The sequence below is a fragment of the Lentilitoribacter sp. JB5-8 genome, assembly GCF_055693385.1.
Genome location: NZ_CM146332.1, coordinates 462,925 through 484,917 on the forward strand (window position 1 = coordinate 462,925; position 21,993 = coordinate 484,917).

23 protein-coding genes, 1 pseudogene and 1 riboswitch are annotated in these 21,993 nt (G+C 44.3%); of the genes and pseudogenes, 18 read left to right on the forward strand and 6 right to left on the reverse strand.

Going from position 1 to position 21,993, the window contains the following annotated elements; genetic code table 11:
• The 16 genes and pseudogenes from ACZ1GZ_RS02210 (at position 1) to ACZ1GZ_RS02285 (ending at position 14,701) form a co-directional block, all read left to right on the forward strand.
• Positions 1–927, forward strand: a complete 927-nt coding sequence (locus ACZ1GZ_RS02210) for an ABC transporter permease (protein WP_472666791.1) — start codon at positions 1–3, stop codon at positions 925–927.
• A 210-nt stretch (positions 928–1,137) separates the two neighbouring features.
• Positions 1,138–2,301: an ABC transporter substrate-binding protein gene (locus ACZ1GZ_RS02215; RefSeq protein ID WP_472666792.1), complete on the forward strand. Its 1,164-nt coding sequence runs from the start codon at positions 1,138–1,140 to the stop codon at positions 2,299–2,301.
• A gap of 67 nt (positions 2,302–2,368) precedes the next feature.
• The gene (locus tag ACZ1GZ_RS02220) at positions 2,369–2,569 is read left to right on the forward strand and encodes a transposase (protein WP_472666793.1); all 201 of its coding nucleotides are present in this window, start codon (positions 2,369–2,371) and stop codon (positions 2,567–2,569) included.
• A gap of 34 nt (positions 2,570–2,603) precedes the next feature.
• Positions 2,604–3,680 carry a FecCD family ABC transporter permease gene (locus ACZ1GZ_RS02225; RefSeq protein ID WP_472666794.1) on the forward strand — a complete coding sequence of 359 codons (1,077 nt, stop codon included), beginning with the start codon at positions 2,604–2,606 and terminating at the stop codon, positions 3,678–3,680.
• A complete protein-coding gene (locus tag ACZ1GZ_RS02230; protein ID WP_472666795.1) occupies positions 3,677–4,444 on the forward strand; it encodes an ABC transporter ATP-binding protein in 768 nt (255 codons plus the stop codon). The genes ACZ1GZ_RS02225 and ACZ1GZ_RS02230 overlap by 4 nt, the downstream gene beginning before the upstream one ends.
• A gap of 117 nt (positions 4,445–4,561) precedes the next feature.
• On the forward strand, positions 4,562–4,939 hold the full coding sequence (locus tag ACZ1GZ_RS02235) for a hypothetical protein (protein WP_472666796.1): 378 nt from the start codon (positions 4,562–4,564) through the stop codon (positions 4,937–4,939).
• A 119-nt stretch (positions 4,940–5,058) separates the two neighbouring features.
• Positions 5,059–6,045, forward strand: a complete 987-nt coding sequence (locus ACZ1GZ_RS02240) for a DUF1775 domain-containing protein (RefSeq protein WP_472666797.1) — start codon at positions 5,059–5,061, stop codon at positions 6,043–6,045.
• Positions 6,042–6,650, forward strand: a complete 609-nt coding sequence (locus tag ACZ1GZ_RS02245; RefSeq protein ID WP_472666798.1) for an SCO family protein — start codon at positions 6,042–6,044, stop codon at positions 6,648–6,650. Before ACZ1GZ_RS02240 ends, ACZ1GZ_RS02245 begins: the two co-directional genes overlap by 4 nt.
• A 249-nt stretch (positions 6,651–6,899) precedes the next feature.
• Positions 6,900–7,119: riboswitch (cobalamin riboswitch) on the forward strand.
• 103 nt (positions 7,120–7,222) lie between these two features.
• Positions 7,223–7,627, forward strand: coding sequence for a DUF1636 family protein (locus ACZ1GZ_RS02250; RefSeq protein ID WP_472666799.1), 405 nt, complete (start codon positions 7,223–7,225; stop codon positions 7,625–7,627).
• The gene (locus ACZ1GZ_RS02255; protein WP_472666800.1) at positions 7,624–8,403 is read left to right on the forward strand and encodes an ABC transporter ATP-binding protein; all 780 of its coding nucleotides are present in this window, start codon (positions 7,624–7,626) and stop codon (positions 8,401–8,403) included. The genes ACZ1GZ_RS02250 and ACZ1GZ_RS02255 overlap by 4 nt, the downstream gene beginning before the upstream one ends.
• Before the next feature lie 16 nt (positions 8,404–8,419).
• Positions 8,420–9,352: an ABC transporter substrate-binding protein gene (locus tag ACZ1GZ_RS02260; RefSeq protein WP_472666801.1), complete on the forward strand. Its 933-nt coding sequence runs from the start codon at positions 8,420–8,422 to the stop codon at positions 9,350–9,352.
• Between the two features lie 85 nt (positions 9,353–9,437).
• Positions 9,438–10,402 (forward strand): annotated as a pseudogene (locus tag ACZ1GZ_RS02265) (FecCD family ABC transporter permease).
• A 232-nt stretch (positions 10,403–10,634) separates the two neighbouring features.
• Positions 10,635–11,867: an ABC transporter substrate-binding protein gene (locus ACZ1GZ_RS02270; protein ID WP_472666802.1), complete on the forward strand. Its 1,233-nt coding sequence runs from the start codon at positions 10,635–10,637 to the stop codon at positions 11,865–11,867.
• A 115-nt stretch (positions 11,868–11,982) separates the two neighbouring features.
• A complete protein-coding gene (locus ACZ1GZ_RS02275) occupies positions 11,983–12,846 on the forward strand; it encodes an ABC transporter permease (protein ID WP_472666803.1) in 864 nt (287 codons plus the stop codon).
• Complete coding sequence (locus ACZ1GZ_RS02280; protein WP_472666804.1) at positions 12,843–13,667, forward strand: ABC transporter permease; 825 nt, start codon at positions 12,843–12,845, stop codon at positions 13,665–13,667. The genes ACZ1GZ_RS02275 and ACZ1GZ_RS02280 overlap by 4 nt, the downstream gene beginning before the upstream one ends.
• A complete protein-coding gene (locus ACZ1GZ_RS02285) occupies positions 13,664–14,701 on the forward strand; it encodes an ABC transporter ATP-binding protein (protein ID WP_472666805.1) in 1,038 nt (345 codons plus the stop codon). The genes ACZ1GZ_RS02280 and ACZ1GZ_RS02285 overlap by 4 nt, the downstream gene beginning before the upstream one ends.
• Positions 14,702–14,707: 6 nt before the next feature.
• On the opposite strand, the gene ACZ1GZ_RS02290 is transcribed toward ACZ1GZ_RS02285, so the two are convergent.
• The 5 genes from ACZ1GZ_RS02290 to ACZ1GZ_RS02310 form a co-directional block, all read right to left on the reverse strand.
• Positions 14,708–15,397, reverse strand: a complete 690-nt coding sequence (locus ACZ1GZ_RS02290; protein ID WP_472666806.1) for an ABC transporter ATP-binding protein — start codon at positions 15,395–15,397, stop codon at positions 14,708–14,710.
• Positions 15,397–16,152, reverse strand: coding sequence for an ABC transporter ATP-binding protein (locus tag ACZ1GZ_RS02295; RefSeq protein ID WP_472666807.1), 756 nt, complete (start codon positions 16,150–16,152; stop codon positions 15,397–15,399). Before ACZ1GZ_RS02295 ends, ACZ1GZ_RS02290 begins: the two co-directional genes overlap by 1 nt.
• The gene (locus ACZ1GZ_RS02300; RefSeq protein ID WP_472666808.1) at positions 16,145–17,131 is read right to left on the reverse strand and encodes a branched-chain amino acid ABC transporter permease; all 987 of its coding nucleotides are present in this window, start codon (positions 17,129–17,131) and stop codon (positions 16,145–16,147) included. The genes ACZ1GZ_RS02295 and ACZ1GZ_RS02300 overlap by 8 nt, the downstream gene beginning before the upstream one ends.
• The gene (locus tag ACZ1GZ_RS02305; protein ID WP_472666809.1) at positions 17,128–18,036 is read right to left on the reverse strand and encodes a branched-chain amino acid ABC transporter permease; all 909 of its coding nucleotides are present in this window, start codon (positions 18,034–18,036) and stop codon (positions 17,128–17,130) included. Before ACZ1GZ_RS02305 ends, ACZ1GZ_RS02300 begins: the two co-directional genes overlap by 4 nt.
• 96 nt (positions 18,037–18,132) lie before the next feature.
• Positions 18,133–18,933: a DUF4198 domain-containing protein gene (locus ACZ1GZ_RS02310; protein WP_472666810.1), complete on the reverse strand. Its 801-nt coding sequence runs from the start codon at positions 18,931–18,933 to the stop codon at positions 18,133–18,135.
• A gap of 46 nt (positions 18,934–18,979) precedes the next feature.
• Between ACZ1GZ_RS02310 and ACZ1GZ_RS02315 the strand changes: the two genes are divergently transcribed.
• Together ACZ1GZ_RS02315 and ACZ1GZ_RS02320 are read left to right on the forward strand one after the other, a co-directional pair.
• Positions 18,980–20,095 (forward strand): HupE/UreJ family protein, encoded by a 1,116-nt coding sequence (locus ACZ1GZ_RS02315; protein WP_472666811.1) that lies wholly within the window; start codon positions 18,980–18,982, stop codon positions 20,093–20,095.
• Positions 20,096–20,202: 107 nt separating this feature from the next.
• A complete protein-coding gene (locus ACZ1GZ_RS02320; RefSeq protein ID WP_472666812.1) occupies positions 20,203–20,943 on the forward strand; it encodes an SDR family oxidoreductase in 741 nt (246 codons plus the stop codon).
• Between the two features lie 29 nt (positions 20,944–20,972).
• Here the strand turns inward: ACZ1GZ_RS02320 and ACZ1GZ_RS02325 are convergent, their stop codons facing one another.
• The gene (locus ACZ1GZ_RS02325) at positions 20,973–21,992 is read right to left on the reverse strand and encodes a LacI family DNA-binding transcriptional regulator (protein ID WP_472666813.1); all 1,020 of its coding nucleotides are present in this window, start codon (positions 21,990–21,992) and stop codon (positions 20,973–20,975) included.
• Between the last annotated feature and the right edge of the window lies 1 nt (position 21,993).

Here is a 21,993-nt window from a genome sequence, read left to right on the forward strand (position 1 = left end):
ATGACACCTATCGAGTTTTTTCTTGCAGGCACAATGAGCGCTGCGACGGTATTTCTCTTAGCAGCACTTGGTGAATTAGTTGCCGAGAAATCAGGAATGCTGAATTTAGGCGTGGAAGGCATGATGGCTGTAGCCGCCGCTGTTGGTTTTGTTGTCACCTATCAGACCGGAAGCCATTTGCTAGGTTTTGCTCTGGCGGGCATAGCAGGGGTACTTGTGTCGCTGGTTTTCGCCGTTGTTTCCATCACGTTTTTAGCAAATCAGGTGGCGACTGGATTAGCCGTTGGAATATTGGGATTAGGGCTTTCAGCTTTGATTGGTAAAGAGCACGAGAGCTTAACCATCACGCCGCCCGGCCCTATCAACATTCCGATCTTAAGTGACATACCCTTTTTGGGACCCGTGTTCTTTCAACAAAACATTGTTGTTTATCTCACAATTATTCTTGCCATTATGATTAGCTATTGCCTTAACAAAACTCGCCTGGGTCTTGCAATTCGTGCAGCTGGTGAAAACCCTAAGGCAGCTGAAGCTCTTAGTTACAAGGTTAAGCTCATTAGATATGGAAGTGTTGCCTTTGGTGGCCTGTTAGCTGGTTTTGCAGGTGCATATGCTTCAACCATCTACACACCGCTTTGGGCGGATGGTATGATTGCTGGGCGCGGATGGATTGCTGTTGCACTGGTCGTGTTTGGCACTTGGAAAACAGGACGAATTTTCCTTGGCGCTTATTTGTTTGGCATGGTGTCATTGGGTGAACTTGTTGCACAATCGTTGGGCGTGGGCATCCCATCACAACTCTTGTCAGCAATGCCATTTATCGTAACAATTGTTGTCTTGGCTGTCATCTCTTCCAATGGCGCGCGGTTACGCTTGCATGCACCTTACGCACTTGGTGAAACCTATGATGGTTCAGAACCACGTTAGATAATCATCAGACGACTATTATGGCTGAAACTGCGCTGAGCAAAAAATTGTTCCGCGTGCACGCATCCCTTTAACATTAAAATCAGCTGATCTTGAAAGATTTTCATTTTAAACTTGACTCTAATAGTCATGTTTGTTTACTTGCATTTATTAATATGAGTTTTTTACTCAAGTTTTAAGTCGAGCCTTGAACTCGAATTGGAGAATGCAATGATTATCAAATTTTCTCGCCCAAATCTGGGTCGAGTTATCCCCCTCATGCTGTCGGCTTTCATGGCTATGTCCGTGATCGAGGCATCCGCTATGGAGCAAGAAACCATCACCGTGACGGATATCGCGGGACGGACAGTTGATGTTAAAAAAGGTGTTGAGCGCGTTATCCTTGGTGAGGGTCGAATGATCTATTCCATCGCTGTTCTTGAGCGCGAAAACCCTTTTGAAAATGTGATCGGCTGGAAAGACGATTTAATTCAATATGACCCAGATGCATTTGAAAAATACAAAGCTAAATTTCCTAGCATCGAAAAAGAGATCAAGAATTTTGGCAGCCCCTATTCGGGTGATTTCAGCATAGAAAGCGCGATTTCACTAGATGCTGATTTGGTAATCTTAAATCTTGGCAACCTGCTCAAAGCACAAGAAACAGGGGTGATAGATAATCTTGCCAAAGCTGGAATTCCAGTCATCTTTGTAGACTTCCGTCAGCGCCCCACACAGAACACAGTTCCAAGTTTACAATTGCTTGGTCGCGTATTTGACCAAGAAGAAAACGCCCAGGAATTTGTTGATTACTATATCAAACAAATGCGCCGTGTGACCAATGTTGTTGATGGTTTGGACAATGATACGCGTCCACTTGTGTTTCTTGAAAACGCAGCCGGATGGAACCCTGATAGTTGTTGCAGCACATTTGGCAGTGCAAATCTTGGGCGCCTAATTGATGAAGCTGGCGGTCAAAATTGGGGATCTGTAAAGCTTCCTGGTTTTCGCGGTAATGCAAGCTTTGAAGCCGTTCTCGCAGACAAGCCGGAAATTATCATCGGTACTGGTGCAAACTGGTCTGTTGCACGCCCTGCAGTAACGGCTGTTCTGCTTGGCTATGATGCCACAGACGAAGCGGTTCAGGAAAGATTGCAAGGCCTTGCCGAGCGTAATGGTTGGTCCACAATGGATGCTGTGAAAAACAAACGCTTCCATTCCGTCTATCACCAATTCTACAACAGCCCCTATCATTTTGTTGCGTTGCAAGCATTTGCAAAATGGTTTCACCCAGACGAGTTCACCGATCTGGACCCAGTAGAAACCTTTGAGGAACTCCATGACAAGTTCCTTCCAATACAAGCAAGCGGTGTGTTCTGGGCTACCCTCCAATAACACCCTACCAACGCAACAAAGCCAGTCTGGATTTTATATGCAGACTGGCATTTTTCTAGGACCTATTATGATCAATAAAAAATATTCAAAAGCTCAAGCCATTTCATTGGTCAAAAAAATAGAAAAAAGCCGTGCCAATGGAGTCCGAGTATTTAAAGCCTGCCAAGATGCAGGTGTAACGGACACAACATATTATCGATGGCGCGAACAGTTCAAACGTCTGCTCATGACCGCAAACAACGACAATTCCGTTGGTTCGGCAAATTAATCTTTATCGCCCTTATTGCAGTAAGTAATCTAAAATGAACATTCAATTTGCAACAGATGAATTGCTAGAGGGTGATACAAGCACCCAATTTATTTTTCGATCTTTCAAACGAAAAATCTTCATACTTTTGGCTGTTTTTCTACTCATTATAAGCTTCATTATTGATGTAAGCTGGGGCCCAAGTTTCATGCCGATCGGTGACGTGCTTACGGCTATAATTTCACCCAGCGAAACATCAGTTCAAACCAATGTCATCATCTGGGATTTACGCTTACCTATTGCCATCATGGCAATCTTGGTAGGTGCAATGCTCGGATGTGCAGGCGCAGAAATGCAAACAATCCTGAACAATCCACTGGCTGATCCTTTCACCTTGGGAATTTATTCTGCCGCCGGGTTTGGAGCAGCTCTTGCGATTGTATTTCAAGTAAATCTCATACCATTTGCAGGTCAATTCTTAGTCACCGCTAATGCATTTGCCGTAGCATTATCAACCTCATTTATAATCTATGCATTTACGCGTATGCGGGGTGTCACAACAGAAACAATGGTTCTTGTTGGCATCGCATTAATGTTCACTTTCAATGCTCTTTTGGCTCTCATGCAATATGCAGCATCTGAAATTCAACTCACGCAAATTGTATTTTGGATGATGGGCTCTCTGTCGCGCGCTAGTTGGCCAAAAATTGCTGTTTGCGTCGCCATGCTAGCAATTTGCATACCCTATTTTATGTCGCGAAACTGGGCACTTACAGCATTGCGCATGGGCGATGATAAAGCAGCAAGCTTAGGTGTAAATGTTAAACGCCTGCGGATTGAGATGCTCATCATAATTTCCCTTTTAGCAGCAACGGCTGTTTCATTTGTCGGAACGATTGCATTTGTTGGTTTGGTAGGACCACACATTGCACGCATGATCGTTGGTGAAGATCAGAGATTTTTCTTGCCGCTATCGGCCATATCCAGTGGTTTGATGATGTCACTCACATCCATCATAAGTAAGGCGATCAATCCAGGCGTGGTCTACCCTATCGGTATGATCACATCATTAATTGGCGTGCCCTTTTTCATCAGCCTAATTCTCTCAGTTAGAAGGAAAAGTTGGCAATGAAACTTCAAATCAAATCACTTTCATTTAATTATCCCGGCAAAAAAGTACTGCATGATATCAATCTTACTTCAAATCGTTCCGGCGAGGTCATTGCTGTAATCGGGCCAAACGCGACAGGAAAATCAACCCTGTTTCGATGCATCGCCGGGTTGTTAAAACCTGCAAATGGCAGTGTCTTGCTTGATGAAAATACCCTTCAAAGCATAGGGCCATCAAAATGGAGCCAAGATGTATGCTTCACCCCGCAAATCTTTTCATGTAATGCAGCTCTCACTGTATTTGAAACCGTTCTGCTTGCTAAAAAACACATGCATGGATGGAAAGTTCATCAAAATGATATCGACGCAGTTTCAGCGATTTTGTCCCAACTGAATATCGACCATTTATCGCAATCCTATATTAGTGATCTTTCCGGCGGCCAACAGCAAATGGCTTCCCTGGCGCAGGCATTTATACGACAGCCAAAAGTGTTTTTACTGGATGAACCTACCAGTGCACTTGATCTAAAACATCAGCTTGAAATCATGCATACTGTGCGCAAAGTCACACGTGATAGAAACATCACTACATTTGTAGCGCTTCACGACTTAAATTTAGCCGCACGATACGCAGACAGATTAATTCTTATGCGAGATGGGCGTGTCATTGACGATGGAACAGCCACCGATGTTTTCAACTCACCAAAATTAGCGGAAACTTACGGCGTGAATGTTGAGATCTATGAGACAAATAGCGGAGTAAAAGCCATATCTGCAAGTTTGTGACGATCCAACAAACCCACCAACAAACCCGTAAGATTTAATACTGCGACAAATCGGTTTGTTGCCAACCAATCAACTAAAAGCTAATGGTGCATCAAAGGTCTTAAGACGGAATACTTGATGAATACACGTCGTCACATATGTCACGCTATTTCCATCATCAGCATTTTCGCGATGATTTGGATTGGCCTTGCGCATCGACCCGTTATTTCATCAACAACCGCTTCTGATATCGAACTTGCTGCCTACACACTTCCAGATGGTTCCGTACCCGTCATATGTTTCGGCGGAGAAGGCGATGGAAAGAGCAGCACGTCTCAAGGCTGCCCGGATTGTACAATTGCTGGTGCGGTTATCATTCCCGAACGGTCTCAGCAATTTGCTGGTGCGATTAAAGAAATTGACTTTGTTATCGCACCAAACCGTGAGTTTTCTCTTCCGCAAACAATCCAATTGGCAGGCGCTCCACCAACTGGACCACCTAGTCTCACGATATAAATATTTCACTCCTGATCGCCGAGAAGAATTCGGGTAGATCCAGAGTGCTCTAATCACACAAATAAATATTTATTCGGACACATGATCAAACAAAATGATCTGTGTCTTTGGAGACAATTATGAAACTTTTCATTTCAAAACTAAGTACTGCAGCTCTTATCACAACGCTTGCAACAACAGCATTTACTACTTTAGCCAATGCCCATGCGACATTTGATGTAAAGGAAGCAGCCATAAATACCTATCAAAGATTAGCCATTCGCATCGGCCACGGCTGCGATGAGCAATCGACCGAGAAAGTTACCATCACAATTCCAGAAGGAATCATCTCGGTAAAACCAATGCCGAAAGCTGGTTGGTCACTTGAAACCATTACCGGCGATTATGCAAATGAATATGAAAACCACGGGCGAAAAATCACATCCGGTGTTAAAGAAATTATTTGGTCTGGCGGCGAACTCAAAAACGCGCATTATGACGAGTTTATCTTTCGTGCCCGTTTCACCGACGAATTAGCCAAAGGTAAAATGCTCTATATTCCAGTTGTACAAAACTGCGCAACCAGTGAATTATCATGGAGCGAAATCCCGGCAGAGGGTCAAAATTCACATGATCTAAAAAGACCCGCACCGGGTATCTTGATCAAAACAGCTGCAGCTGAGCATTCAGGGCATCACGGACATAATGCCCACGATATGCAAACTGTCAGTGTGGGTGATTTGAAAATTACATCTCCAATCATCCGTGCCACGCCCCCAAATGCACCTGTGTCTGCGGGATATATGATGATCCAGAACAACGGCGCTGAATCCGATCGCTTGATCGGTGGTACGGCCGCTTTTGCCGGCAAAGTTGAAGTGCACGAAATGAAAATGGAAGGCGATATCATGAAAATGCGAAAAATCGCAGGTGGCTTGGAAATTCCGGCAGGTGGCGAGGTCACGCTGAAATCCGGTGGCTTGCATGTCATGTTCATGAAGCTTGCAGAACAAATGGTCGAGGGAGAAACTCGTAAAATCACACTTGAGTTTGAAAAGGCCGGCACTGTGGAATTTGAACTACCCGTTAAAAAGGTAGAACGCGGACATCACGGACATTCAAAATGAGTGCACTTGGTTCGATAAAAACTGGAGCTTGGGTGGCGATAGTCACCCTACTTCTTTTCATGGCTGCGCTTTTGTCCTATCAATTTTTGATCAAAGGAACTGACAACCAATATATGTCAGGAATGAAGATTGGTGAGCCGTTCAAGCTTATTGATCACAATGGTGATACAATCACAGACCAAGCGCTTAGTGGACACCCTATCGCGGTCTTTTTCGGCTTTACCCATTGCCCAGAAGTGTGTCCAACAACACTTTATGAACTTTCGACCTGGCTGGATGAATTGGGCAACGATGGCCAAAACATCAAGTCATATTTTGTCACGATTGATCCAGAACGCGATAGCCCTGATGTTATGAAGTCGTATGTCGAAAACTTCACAGACCGGATCATCGGCATTACCGGAAAACCAGATGATGTCGAAAGGCTTGCAAAATCCTGGCATGTTTATTGGAAGAAAATCCCGCTCGATGATGATGATTATACAATGGACCATTCCGCCTCTATCTTTCTTGTAGATGCTAAAGGTCATTTCAAAGGTACCATCTCTTTTGGTGAAAACCCTGATGTCGCGATACAAAAACTTAAGAACTTAGCCGAAGGATAAGAAAACTATCTCATTTTTCCTTTTTTGGTTTGCTTCCATTGCATTTGTTATGTAATAACGTTACATTATCTTATCTACAGTTCATGTAGGTAAGCTTTCTCGCTATGAGACAATTCAAATCCGGAGTATTTTATAAAACAGGCAGGTCGTTAAGTTGCGATTTATCAGCCGTATTCTCAGCTCACAATTTTCACCAATATAACATCCATAAAATGCTTGGCCGCTCATTGACTTGATCAATGATTTGAGCCAAGACTGAATTTATATGGTTTCTGGAAGGCAAAAGCACAACCGGAATGAAAAGGGAATATGGTGAGGAGTAGCCAGTAGGCGCCAAATCCGTAACTGCCCCCGCAACTGTAAGCGGAGAGCGAACCCAAAATCACCACTGAATGGCAAGAACATTCGGGAAGGATTGGGCAAGCATCGACCCGCAAGTCAGGAGACCTGCCATATAAAATGCAACTTCAACCCGGACGGGGTGTTCGGACAGGAGATTAAAATGAGCTACGGAATTTATCCGTCTATATGCGTCTTCCTGCACCATACCCCGCGCAATCGCGGAGGGCGATATGGGACAGAAAAACCACAGAATAAGTGTTTGCACGTCCTGCAGACACACGAATGAAAATTGTCTTCCTGGCATTAATTTGGTTCAAAGGTTAAGCACCGCCTTAGCCGCGACCAGCCGTCTCGTGGGTGATGATTTTGAAATGTCCGGATATGTTTTAATGACCGAATGCAAGCGCGCTTGTACGCTTGGTTTTCAATGTTCTGAAGATGAAATACTGATCTTCGGCGATATACACCCTCAATCTGATATCAACGATCTGATCGGTTACGCAAAACATTATTCACAAACAACAGGCACCGCGTCTGGTCCAACCACTCTACCAGGTAATTTTGATCTAAACGCGCTTTCACAGCGCCCCGCTGCGATGATTATGTCTGAACGTTGCGAGATGCTAAACTCATGAATGCTGCAGATATAACTTTAAAAAATGTCAGCTGGAAATCGAGCCGCGAGGGTGAACTACTATTGCATCCCACCAGCTTCGAACTCAAAGCCGGTAAAGTATTAGGCATTGTTGGTCCAAACGGTGCTGGTAAATCCACGCTCTTGAGAATGGTTTATCGTTATCAAAAACCAACAAGTGGTGAAGTTCTCATTGACGGTGAAAATATTTGGAAAATGTCACCTCGAAAAGTAGCACGAAAGATCGCTGCGGTGCTCCAGGAACATCCTTCATCTTTTGGTCTAACAGTGCGTGAGATCATTTCACTGGGGCGCACTCCGCATCAATCCGGCATGTCTTCAGGCGGAAAAAAAGACGGGGAAATAATAGATCGTGTTATTACAAAATTGGGCCTGGAAAAAATTGCGACGCGAGATTTGGGATTACTCTCTGGCGGAGAAAGACAACGCGTCATGGTAGCACGTGCATTAGCGCAAGAGCCACAAATTCTGATTTTGGATGAACCTACCAATCATCTGGACATACGTCATCAGCTTGAAATTTTAAAACTCATTCAGGACCTTGATCTGACGATTTTAGTCTCCTTGCATGATTTAAATATGGCCGCAAAATATTGCGATTCTATTTTGCTACTTAAAGACGGCCATACCATGGATTTTGGTCCACCAGAAACGGTTTTGACTGAACAATTAGTATCGGAAATATTTCGGGTCGACGCGCATCGAGAAAGACTTGCCCCGAGCAACATTGAACATTTCTCATTCCACATAAATTAATATCGGATAGTACCTTATGAAACTGACTTCATTAACAATTGCCGCAACACTTTTTACATCTGCAGCGCTTGCCCAAACAACCGTTCAAAGCTGCGACCGCGAAATACACTTTGACACAATTCCAAAAGCTGCAGTATCGCACGATGTGAACCTAACCGAAATGATGCTTGTATTGGGTTTAACCGATCATATGGTTGGTTACACCGGCATTTCAGGATGGAAAACACTGGATGAGCAAATGCGCGAAGGTGTTAAAGAATTACCTGAGCTTGCGGAAAAATATCCGAGCAAAGAAGTGCTGATCGGTGCCGATGCAGACTTCCTTTTTGCTGGCTGGAATTACGGCATGAAAGTTGGTGGAGAAGTCACGCCTCAGACACTTAAACCATTCGGCATAAACGTATATGAGCTCACAGAAAGCTGCATTCATATTTCAAAAAAAGACGCAGCGAGCATGGATGATATGTACAATGACATACTAAACCTTGGCGCAATTTTTGATGTAGAAGAGCGAGCCAATGCGCTTGTAAAGGGATATAAAGACGAGCTGGCAGCCTATACAGCAAGCCTTGAACCTTTGGAAAACGCACCACGTGTATTCATTTATGATAGTGGCGAAGAAACACCGTTTACAGCTGGGCGTTATGCAATGCCAAATGCTCTGATTGAAGCGGCTGGCGGGGTCAATATCATGAACGATTTTGAAAAAAGCTGGGCAACTGTTGGCTGGGAAGCAGTTATCGAGCGTAATCCGCAAATCATTGTTATCGTCAATTATGGAACAGTAACAGCTGAAGAAAAGCGTGCTTTCATGATGTCAAACCCAGCTTTTGCTGACATCGATGCTGTGAAAAACGATCGCTTTGTAACGCTTGAATATGTCGAGGCGACGCCTGGCCCACGCAACATTAAAGCTGTTAAAACGCTCGCAACCGCGTTTCGTAAATAGTACAAAGTAGCAGTTCATAGTGACCAATCATCATTCGAAAAAAACTTATCGGTTGGCTTTATTAGCGGGTTTTCTCTCGCTCATAATGTCTATTACCGTGGCGGTGAGCGTAGGTGCAATATCTATACCTTTCTCAACGGTTTGGGGGTTGTTGCCAATAAATTCGTAAATGATGTGATTCCGGTTGATTGGTCAGCAGGTCGAGAAGCGATAATCTGGGAAGTTAGATTGCCAAGATCATTACTTGCATGTCTTGTGGGGGCTGGACTGGCAATTGTTGGCGCCAGCCTTCAAGCGGTGACGCGAAACCAACTCGCAGACCCGCATCTTTTAGGGATCTCTGCAGGCAGCGCATTTGGCGCAATCCTCGCCCTGCTACATACCGGCTTATTCCTTGGATTGGTAACCGTGCCGTTACTAGCATTTTTGGGCGCATTAATTGCAACCTTACTTGTGCTGGCTGTTTCCAGATTTGCCTCTGCAACCAGCGCAGATAAACTCATTTTGGCAGGTGTAGCGGTTTCATTCATCGTCATGTCACTCGCCAATATCCTTATTTTTCTGGGTGATCCACGTGCGACGCATACAGTGGTATTTTGGATGTTAGGTGGCCTTGGATTGGCGCAATGGGAACAGCTGATCTATCCTTTAATCATTCTATCAATTTGCGGTGGATACCTGCAGTTAAATGCCGCAAACTTAAATGCGATGACGGTTGGTGATGAAACTGCATCTACCCTGGGAATTGCAGTGACCCGATTTAGACTAATCGTTTTTGCAGTTGGCGCACTTATTACCGGTGTCATGGTGGCATTTTCAGGGATAATCGGATTTGTCGGTCTCATGATACCACATATCGCTCGATTATTTGTTGGCGGTAGCTACACCCGGGTTCTCCCCGTTTCTGCGCTTCTAGGAGCGATATTTTTAATATGGGCTGACATCATCTCTCGCACAATCATGTCTCCAGATGATATGCCAATTGGCATTGTAACCGGGCTGATTGGCGGTTTCTTCTTTATTTGGCTTTTGCGAAGCCGTGTTAAATAAGCGACTAAAACAAGCTAAAATCTCGATTTTTTACATTCAAACCACCAATTTTGATAATTCCTATCAATAAAATTGGTGGGTACCCGGCAATTCAACATATTGTGATGGCACAGATGATAGACGAACATCGATCTATTCGTTACCACGTGAATTTATAAATTGGGAGGTCTTGAGCTTTCTTGGGGTAAACAGACCGCTCAAGCAATAATAAAAAACACAATTGTGAGGAACCATGAATAAAATAATTAAAACAACATTGTTTGCGACTGCCGTGTCGCTTGCATCAGTAAGTTCGCACGCTGATACAGCCGATGGCACGGCACTTTTAAACAAATCATGGGATGAAATTAAAACCATCGCCAAAGGCGGCGAGGTAAACTGGTTTATGTGGGGCGGCTCCGATAGCATCAACCAATATGTTTCTGAATATATCGGCGGCATCTTAAAGGATGAATATGATATCACACTCAACCGCGTCGGCATTAGTGACACTGCAGAAGTGGTCAACATTGTACTCGGCGAAAAAGAAGCCGGCGTGATGGATAAAGGCACCGTGGACATGATTTGGATCAACGGTGAAAACTTCCGTACGATGAAACAGGGTAATCTTGCCTATTGTGGCTATACTAATTTACTACCAAACAATGCGCTGGTGAACTGGGACAACCCATCGATCGCCAATGATTTTGGTGTGCCCGTTGATGGGTGCGAAGTCCCTTGGTCAAAAACACAATTCTCATTCACTCACAACACAGCAACTGTTGAAAACCCGCCTCGTTCAATTGGAGAATTAATTGAATGGGTTAAAGCGAATCCGGGTCAATTTACATATCCTGCACCACCTGATTTTAACGGCGCGGTTTTCGTCCGTCATGTATTTTATCATGCTGCCGGCGGCGTTGAGAACCTTTTGGGTGAATTTGACCAAGCTAAATATGATGAGGCCTCAGCCAAGACATGGAAGATTCTCAATGATCTTGAGCCTTATCTCTGGCGCGAGGGAAAAACCTATCCAAAAACAATTGCAGCTCATGAGCAGCTTTATGCAAATTCAGAAATCGCACTCACATTTAACTACGAGCCAGCTGGCGTCGGCATTAAAATTGAAAATGGTACATTCCCACCAACAAGCCAAGGCTATGGTTTAACAGACGGAACAATTGGCAACACTAATTATACGATCATCCCGTTCAATTCGCCAAACAAAGCCGCTGCACTTGTTTTGCAGAATGTCCTTTTGTCAGGAAAAGCACAGCTTGAAAAAGCCCAGCCTGATGTATGGGGTGCAGCGCCAGCGATTGAGATTAATCGTACTGCTGACGACATTAAAGCCAGCTTTGCAAAGATCGAACGTCATCCAAAAGTGGCGCCAGCTGAAGAGCTTGCAAAAAACGCTTTACCAGAACTTCAAGCCTCATGGATTTCAGCAATCGAAAAAGGCTGGATTGAAAATGTAGGGCGATAAGTAAACACAATTCCCGCAGTTAAACTTAGCTGCGGGATCAATCTCCAGCTATCACCTGTCGTGTATCATTCAAGACGCCTGTTAACGCAGAGATTTCTGGGGTAAAGTCAGCTTAATGTCAGACCGTTCAAAAATAATTTTACTATTGTTTCCAGCAATGCTTGTCATTGTCACATTATTCTTTGGCGGGCTAATTATCGGCCTGATGCGCAGCTTTAACTACATGCCGATTATTGGACTTACAGAGCCCAATTTCAAAGCTTATTTTTCTATATTTTCTGATATTGAGTTTTATCACTCATTCTTACTCACATTTCATATCGCCTTCACTTCAACGGTGATTTCGTCAATCCTTGCAATTGGCGCAGCACTTCTACTAAGACGAAGCTTTGCCGGAAAATTTATTGTCAACTTCTTGTTCCAACTCAATCTTACTATCCCTCATTTGGTTGGCGCGATCGGTATGCTTTATTTATTCTCTCAGTCAGGAAGCTTTGCGCGGCTAGCAGCTGAATGGCAAATCATTTCTCGACCAAGTGATTTTCCGGCGCTGATATTCGATCCATATGCAATCGGTATCATCATGCAATATGTCTGGAAGGAAGTGCCCTTTATTGGCGTGATCGTGCTGGCCAATATGCAGTCAATAGGGGAAGATTATGAAAGCGTTGCTCGCTCACTTGGCGCAAATAAATGGCAGTCCTTTCGCCATGTCTTATTACCTATGATTTTTCCGGGCGTTTTATCGGCATCAATCATTGTCTTTGCCTTTACATTTGGCGCTTATGAAATCCCAGCATTGTTGGGTGCAAACTATCCTGCAGCTTTGCCAGTGCTCGCATATCAAAAATATACAAATGTTGATTTAGCCGCACGTCCTGAAGCCATGGCAATGGCAGTTATCATTGCAATTTTATGCGCAATTTTAATTTGGATATATATTAGATATTGCCGGCAACGAATTCGGGGGCGCGCGTGAGAAATAGTAAAAACACCCCTCTTCAAAATCTACGAGTTCTAGCAGGTATCGTGCTGATTACCTGGCTGGTACTCCCACTAATCCCATTGGCAATCTGGTCGTTTGCAAAAGGCTGGTATTTTCCAGATCTCCTACCAAAACGCTGGACACTTAATGCCTGGGAATACACGTTCTCTGATACAGCCGGCGTTTTGGACAGCCTTTGGGTCACAATTTGGATTTCACTTGCTGCGACAGCATTATCAATTTTGGTAGGTGTACCGGCAGGCCGCGCATTGGGGATGTATAAATTTAAAGGCAAGGAACTGGTTGAACTTATGATCTTAGCGCCGGTAATTGTACCCGGCATCGCGGTGATCCTTGGCATCCACTCTATCTTTATATTCTTAGGCTTAAACAACACAATCACTGGCGTTGTGCTTGTTCATCTAATACCGACATTACCCTATATGACGCTGGTAATGTCGGGCATATTTGCAAATTATGACCCCGCATTTGAAGATCAAGCACGCAGCTTAGGTGCGTCACCAATTAAAACTTTTTGGTATGTCACATTACCCGCAATCATGCCCGGAATTATCGTTGGCGGGTTATTTGCGTTTTTAGTGTCATGGAGCCAGTATATATTAACACTGTTGATCGGGGGCGGGCGCATCATAACGTTACCACTGCTATTATTTAATTTTGCAACATCTGGACGTAATGACATCACTGGTGCCATTGGAATGATATATATTCTCCCTGGCATTATTGTTTTGTTACTCACTGCCAAACATCTTTCTGGCCGCAGTGGAGCAGTTGGAGGCTTTGGTCAAATTTGACACATGTTTCAATCAAAAACCTCTCTAAAACTTATAAAGGTTCCAACACACCAGCTTTGGATGATCTTTCATTAGAAATCCCATCAGGTGAACTCACAGCGCTTCTGGGACCATCAGGTTGTGGTAAAACCACAACGATGAAAATGATTGCAGGCCTTTTAGAACCAACCTCAGGCGACATTACATTTGATGGGCGATCCGTCTTAAACGACAAACCCGAAAACCGCGGTGCGGTGATGGTATTTCAAAACTATCTGCTGTTTCCGTATATGAGCGTTGCCGACAATATTGGTTTTGGTTTGAAAATGCGTAAAACTGCCCCTGAGCAAATAAAAACCCGCGTCAATGACATGCTTGAATTGGTTAAACTTCCCGATCTCGGAACTAGAAAGCCAAGTGAGCTATCAGGTGGACAGCAACAACGTGTTGCCCTAGCTCGGGCGCTCATTATCCAACCACAAGTTCTGTTACTGGATGAACCTTTATCTAATCTCGATGCACATTTACGATTTGAGATGCGAGATCTTATTCGCTCACTTCAGCAAGAGATGAATATCACCACAATATTTGTCACCCACGACCAAGAAGAAGCTGTTGTATTGGCCGATAAAATTGCGCTCATTTTAAACGGAAAAATGAAGCAATACGATACACCACAATCTTTTTACAAATCCCCAATTGACGAAGCAACTGCTCGATTTTTCGGGTGCCATAATTTCATCAAAGGGTCGCTAAAAGGTGGAATATTTGAATGCGCGCTTGGGAAACTTACCGTTTCAACAGCATTAAAAAACGGCGATGGCGCACTAACAATCCGCCCCGAAAATATAAAAATCTCTCAAGATGGATCGCAAGGCAATACATTTACAGCCTCAGTTTCAAACATCGTTTATATGGGTACACAAACTCGACTTAAGCTAAAACTGGGTGGATCTGATTTGGAAGCAATTGTTAATCCAAACGAAGCCGAAAATTTGCAAATTGGCGATGAAATTCCCATCCATCTCCCACCGGATGCGATTTGGAAAATTTAGGCAATTTTATACGCCTAGATAACGATCTTTTATCTCATCTGAGAGCTTGTCTATACCACCGCTCCAAACCGTCTCACCGCGTGCAAGAACCACAGCATGGTCAGCAATCTGTGATAATTCTTTCAACGATTTATCGACCACTAAAATCGATAGATTTTCACCAGACTTTAGCGTCTTAATCGCAGCCCAAATTTCCTGACGTATAATGGGTGCCAAACCTTCCGTGGCTTCGTCTAAAATTAATAGCTTTGGATTGGTCATTAAAGCGCGCCCTATGGCAAGCATCTGCTGCTCCCCACCTGACAAGGTTGAAGCGATTTGCAACCTGCGTTCCGCTAATCGTGGAAACAACTTCGTCACACGATCAAAATTCCAACTGCCAGAACGCGCAGCAACCATTAAATTTTGCTCCACATTGAGATTGGAAAAACAACGTCGCCCTTCCGGCACAAGACCGATACCAAGTTTAATTGCTTCATGCGTCGGCAGATGTGTCAGATCATTGCGCCCAAAATAGATGGAACCGCTGCGATAAGGTAGCATGCGGCAGATGGATTTAATGGTCGTCGATTTACCAACCCCATTACGTCCCAAAAGCGCAGTTACACCACCCTCTTGCACAGTTAAATTCACCCCAAAGAGCGCTTGTGTAACACCATATGATGCGGTGAGGTTTTCAACATTAAGAAGCGCCATTAAAGGTCATCCTCTTCACCAAGATATGCGTGACGGACTTCTTTTTTGTTGCGAATATCCTCCACACTTCCTGTTGCAATCAACTTACCATAGACTAGAACACTGATGCGGTCAGCAAGCGCAAAAACAGCATCCATATCATGTTCAACCAAAAGAATTGGTGCCTCATGTTTCAACTCGCTCAACAATGATGTCAGCTCACTAGCACCTTCATTGCCAAGTCCGGCCATCGGTTCATCTAACAAAAATACTTTTGGTCTAAGTGCCAGTGCCATTGCAAGCTCAAGTCGGCGACGTTCCCCGTGCGAAAGTTCAGAAGCAGGTATCGACAATCGATTTTCCAACCGCACTCGACGAGCATGGTCTTTCACTTCATCAACCAATTGCCTCTTCTTATGTGCATTCGAAAACAAATTAAATCCCAGTTGCTCGCGCCCAAGCAAAGCAAGCAATATATTATCTTCAACCGTATATAATGGTATAACAGCAGATACCTGAAAACTGCGTCCCAAACCAAGCCGCACCCTCTGGGCAACATCGAGGGATGTCATATCCACTCCATCAAGTTCAATGGCCCCATGGTCTGGTCGAATACTACCAGCAACTTGGCCAATGATTGTTGATTTTCCTGCGCCATTTGGCCCGATTAGGGCATGAATTTCGCCCTTATTGACACTAAGGGAGACATCTTGGCTTGCATGCACAGCGCCAAAACTCTTGGAAATATGATTGATGTTTAGTACAGCGCTAGGCATTGTTCACGCCCTTTTTCTTTATCAAAACACCTGCAATTCCACCTTTGGCAAACAGCACAATCATCAACAATAAAAAACCCAAATAAATGTGCCAAAACTCACTCAAACCGCCAAGGATTTCTTCCAATGCTACAAATACTATTGCGCCAAGAACTGGGCCGATTAAACGCGCCACGCCGCCCAAAATGACGAATATCATGATCTCTCCAGAAATGGTCCAGGAGAACATTGAGGGGCTAACATAGCGATTAAGATCGGCAAATAACGCACCCGCGAGCGCAGTGATCATACCGGAAATTACAAATGCGATGAGCTTTAAACGTTTCGAAGAGATACCAACTGTTTCCACCCGTGCAGGAGAAAAACGTACAGCATTAAGCGCCAGACCAAACGGCGATTTATTCAGAGTTCTAACGACAAGCAAACAAATTGTTAGCAGTGCAAAACTTAGTAAGAAGAATGAAGCAGGATCGAGGGTATTAACCCCTGGGAACCCACCGCGGACATAGATAGACATGCCATCTTCGCCGCCATAAGCACTCCAAGAAATAGCGAAATAATAAAACATCTGCCCAAAAGCGAGCGTAATCATAATGAAATAAGCGCCATCAGTACGTAGGCAAAGTGAACCAACAACGAAAGCAGCTACCCCACCAATAACTATCGCTAAGGGCCAGGTGATGAGCATTTGCTGTGTGCCCTCAATTAATAACCAGCCGTCATAAATTGGCATATAATTTTGCGCATGTGTTGCAAGAATTCCGACAACGTAACCACCGATACCAAAATAGGCTGCATGACCAAAACTGATCATACCACCATTACCAAGTGCCAGATTTAGCCCAATGCCGGCAAGCGCGAAAATTGCTGCACGCGTTGCAAGCGTCACCCAATAGGTCTCACCAATTGCATTGGCAAAAAGCGCGAAACCCAACAAAACAACCCACACCACAATTGTTAGGTGCCGTTCAATCATCATGTGGCACCTCCCATGAGACCCTTAGGTCGTATGAGCAAGACCATCGCCATTAAAATATAGATTATCATTGAGGATAATATGGCGCCAATGTCTTGCGAGCCAAATAAAGCGATACTCCATATTGGCAATAAATATGCACCTAATGTCTGCACAAGACCAATCAAGATCGCACCGACCAATGCACCCTGAATGGAACCAATACCACCAACCACAATCACCACAAATGCTGTGATTAATACAGGCTCACCCATACCAACTTCTACAGACTGCAATGTACCCACAAGCGCACCTGCTAGCCCAGCTAGTCCGGCACCAACGGCAAATACGAGCGTATATAAGAATGATATATTCACCCCAAGCGCTGAAATCATTTCCCGATCTGATTCACCTGCCTGTATCTGAATACCAATGCGCGTACGGGTGATTAATAGATAAAGACCAGATGCAATGAGCAAACCAATGCCAATCAACACCAACCGAAACAGCGAGTATTCAATCCCAAAAGGAAGAGACACTGGCCCAGACAACATGTCTGGAATATTTAAATAAAGCGGAAATGATCCAAAAATCATCCGAGTACCTTCGGAAAAAATCAATATCAATGCGAAGGTGGCAAGCACCTGGTCAAGATGATCCCGCTGATATAACCGCCGAATTACCAAGAGTTCGACCAACACCCCAGCCAATGCTGCAGCACATGCACTTGCAATTAATGCAAGCATATATGAGCCGGTTTGGTTTGCTACAAACGCTGCGGCGAACGCACCCACCATGAACAATGATCCATGAGCTAGATTGATTAACCCCATCACACCAAAGACCAGCGTTAGGCCAGCCGCCATTAAAAACAGCATTACCCCAAGCTGAAGTCCGTTTAATATCTGTTCGATTAAGAGTGAGGTCATGAAAAGTGATCTGTTAACAACCCGTATTGAGTTACGGTAAGTGTAGGTTATATGAGTTCATTGCAGCATTGATATACGACAATAAGATTTAAGTCTCTAGTCTTTCGCATAGGTCAATGATGCCCATAGCGTCTCCCAAACAGCGCCTTGTTCATTACCTTGGGCAGCCTGTCTAATCTGCACGGTATCAACGAGATAAGAATGACCACTTTCGATCGGCAAGAGCGCAACACCTTGATCATCAGTTCTGTGCAAGGTCACCTCGACGTCTCCTGAAGGCTGCTTATCAAATAGTTCGATCTGAACACCAACCAATATCTCACCTTGATAGAGAGCTTTAATTGGCATGCCATTTGATGTGTCATCTCGATATGGATTGGCCAACGCCACTAACTCAATCTCAAGCCCTACCTGGCGATCAATGCCTTGTGCATGTCCGACGCCCACCAAGGATTTGGCAAATCGGCGGTAAATCTCTTTAAAACCAGTTTCCGGAAATCCAAGTGCTAAATGCTTTTCTTTATCAAGGTCAAAATCTTTGTGATTGATGAACTTTTGGAACTTCTCCCATTCAGAATAAGACAGCGAGTTTGATTTTGATTCAACGATCAAGATTGCCAAGCCCTCTTCTTCAATCTGCGTTGATATTGCCGGGCGCTGACCTAAATCTCCGTCAATCATCAGTTGAGATTGTCCAACAAACATGTCAAACTTCTCATAACGATCACGAATATAAGAATAGGAACTTCCCTTAAAATTTTGGCCATTGCGAAGATCTGCTACGACGATATCCGATGCGGCGATCGTATAGTCTTTTGGCTCGATCCAAAATTCATGCGCTGTCACCGAGGTAACGTTTAAAACCACTAAGAGACTTAAAAACCGAGCATAAATCATGAACTTCTCCGATACCAAGGCCAGTATAATCACTACTGCGCACCTCTTGATACTGTCAACTCTTCTTGCTGTGTGCACAGCTTGGATCAAGCCAGCGGTCTCGCATGAATTGCAGCCAGCTATTGCCAATTTCACAATATCGGAAAAGTCTGTAAACGGAACGCTCGAATTGTCTTTGGAACCCTTGATTTCGGGGATGGATTTGAGCGAGCTTGAGAACACTGATGATGCACCAGAGGCTGGGCAATATGACACACTTCGCGCGTTATCGCCCGAAGACCTTAAGTCAAAATTTGACGAAGTCTGGCCAGACATCAAATCGAAATTTCTACTTAATTCAGGAACAAATCCTCTCGATATTACAATTGATGAAATCATTATCCCAGACGTCGGCGACATTGAATTAAGCCGCTCGTCAACACTTCAGATTTCTGCTGACTTACCAGATGATGGTTCAGATATCTCCTTTGGCTGGAATGCAGAGCTGGGTGAAATTATTGTTCGGCAAATCAATAATGATGGGGAAGTTGGTTATGCCAAGCTTCTGGCATCGGGCAGCATTTCTGATCCTATGCCGCGCTCAGGCATGGTTGAGGTAAACTGGCTAGATAATTTCCTCAATTATATTGTGATCGGTTTTGAGCACATTATTCCAAAAGGGCTCGATCATATCCTGTTTGTTTTGGGACTGTTTTTCTTTTCGCTGAAAATGAAACCACTCATTTTGCAAATCACTGCTTTTACGCTTGCCCATACCGTAACGCTTGCCCTGGCAACATTGGGGTTGGTGTCAGTTCCAGCTTCCGTTGTTGAACCGCTCATTGCGTTATCCATTGCCTTTGTTGCTTTGGAAAATGTTAAAGGCGGAAAAATAGGTCTTCGTCGAACGGCCATCATTTTCGCATTCGGCCTTTTACACGGTCTTGGCTTTGCATATGTCTTGGGCGATGTTGGCCTTCAACCATCTCAATTTGTTTCAAGCCTCATCGCCTTTAACATCGGTGTAGAAATCGGCCAACTCAGTGTTATAGCGATTGCTTATGTTGTCCTTGGCCTGACCTTTGGCAAAAAACCGTGGTACCGCTCATATATCGCGATACCAGCATCGGTCCTGATTGCAGCAGTTGGGATTTATTGGACCATCGAACGGGTATTTTTTTAGAGATTTCATGAATATTTTTTCATAACGCACTATATTTGTTATCGATAACTATTTATAAGTCATCATGAGATTAAGTCGCAAGACTACAATAGACTAGGGAGAAAAACATGAGCAAAATTGCACTTATCACAGGTGGAGGTTCTGGTATCGGACTGGCATGCGCAAAAACACTGGCTGAGAATGGTTACCAAACGATCTTAACAGGCCGCCGCTTGTCAGCACTTGAAGATGCGTGCAATGCCATTGGTGAACAAAGCTCAGCCATTGCCTGCGATGTCACATCTCCAGACGATGTTGAAGCGCTTTACGAAAAGATCGAAAAGGACTACGGCAGATTGGATGTTTTGTTCAATAATGCAGGCAATAATGTCACCGCAGCACCAATTGGCGATGTTCCGGTTGAAGATTTCATAAAGGTGATCAATGTCAATTTGATCGGCGCATTCACAATGGCGCGCGGCGCATTTAATCTCATGCGCAAGCAAGACCCGCAAGGTGGTCGAATTATCAATAATGGCTCGATCTCCGCGTCGCTACCGCGCCCTGGATCTGCTCCTTACACATCATCCAAACATGCAATCACTGGTCTCACGCGCTCTATCTCACTTGACGGGCGCCCTTATAATATTGCTTGCGGACAAATTGATATTGGTAATGCAGCATCTGACATGACGGCAAAAATGAGCGGCGGCGTTCCACAAGCTGATCTATCAATTAAACCTGAGCCAGTTATGGATGTGCAACATGTGGCAGATTCTGTTTTGCACATGTCAAACCTACCATTAAGCGCCAATGTTCAGTTCATGACGGTGATGGCGACAACCATGCCATTTATTGGTCGCGGCTAACTGCAATCTTTATAGTTAGTTAAATTTGATTAAGCGCTTTGGCGCTTGATCAAAATTGGTTCCGTTTTCACAATTTTAGCGGATTTTGTATCACCATCATCGGATAGCAATTCAATTATTTTTTCAGCAGCAAATTTACCGATTTGCGCTGCACCCACATCAATCGTTGTAATTGATGGATTTAAGAACTGCCCGAGTTCATATGCGCCGAACCCGCCAATCTTAACGTCGTTTGGTACATTCATACCCATGCGCTGACATTCGGTAATGGCGCCAAATGCGATCAGATCCGAAACACACATCACAGCTTCTGTATCTGGCCATTCTTTCATGATAGAGCGAATGCCACTCGCACCCGGCTCCATAGAAAATGGCGCCAACTCCTGAAAAGAAACACGCTCACTTGCAAGCCCGTGCTTTTCCATCGTGTTGCAAAAACCAAGATAACGATCACGACCACGGCTATCGCGTGAATTATCGCCCCCAATGAAACCGATCTTTTTGTGACCTTGCGCAATGAAATGCTCAAACATCAACTCAGAGGCTTGCAAGTTTGAAAACCCAACAACGTGATCAATGGGTTTTTCAGGCACGTCCCATGTTTCAATTACTGGGATACCTGAATTTTCTAAAAGCAACCGACATCGATCTGTATGCATCCCACCGGTGACGACAATCGCTTCGGGGCGCTTTTTTAAAAGCTGCTCGACTAGCTGCTCTTCGCGATCCACATGGTAATTTGTATAGCCCAAGAGAACTTGCAAATCCTGCTCGGCCAGACCATCTGAAAACGCTTTGACCGTATCTGCAAAGTTGCCATTGTTAATGGATGGAATGGTAATTGCGACAAAACCGGATTTACCGGATGAGAATTCGGATGCTCTGGTATCAAGAACATAACCTAATTCGTCCGCCGCTTTTTGAATTTTCTCACGCGTCGATTTACTCACCGATGTATCAGGTTTAAGAGCACGAGAAACAGTCATGCTGGATACACCAGCCAGGGTCGCCACATCAGCCATAGTGGGCAGCTTTGTTTTGTTTCTCAAT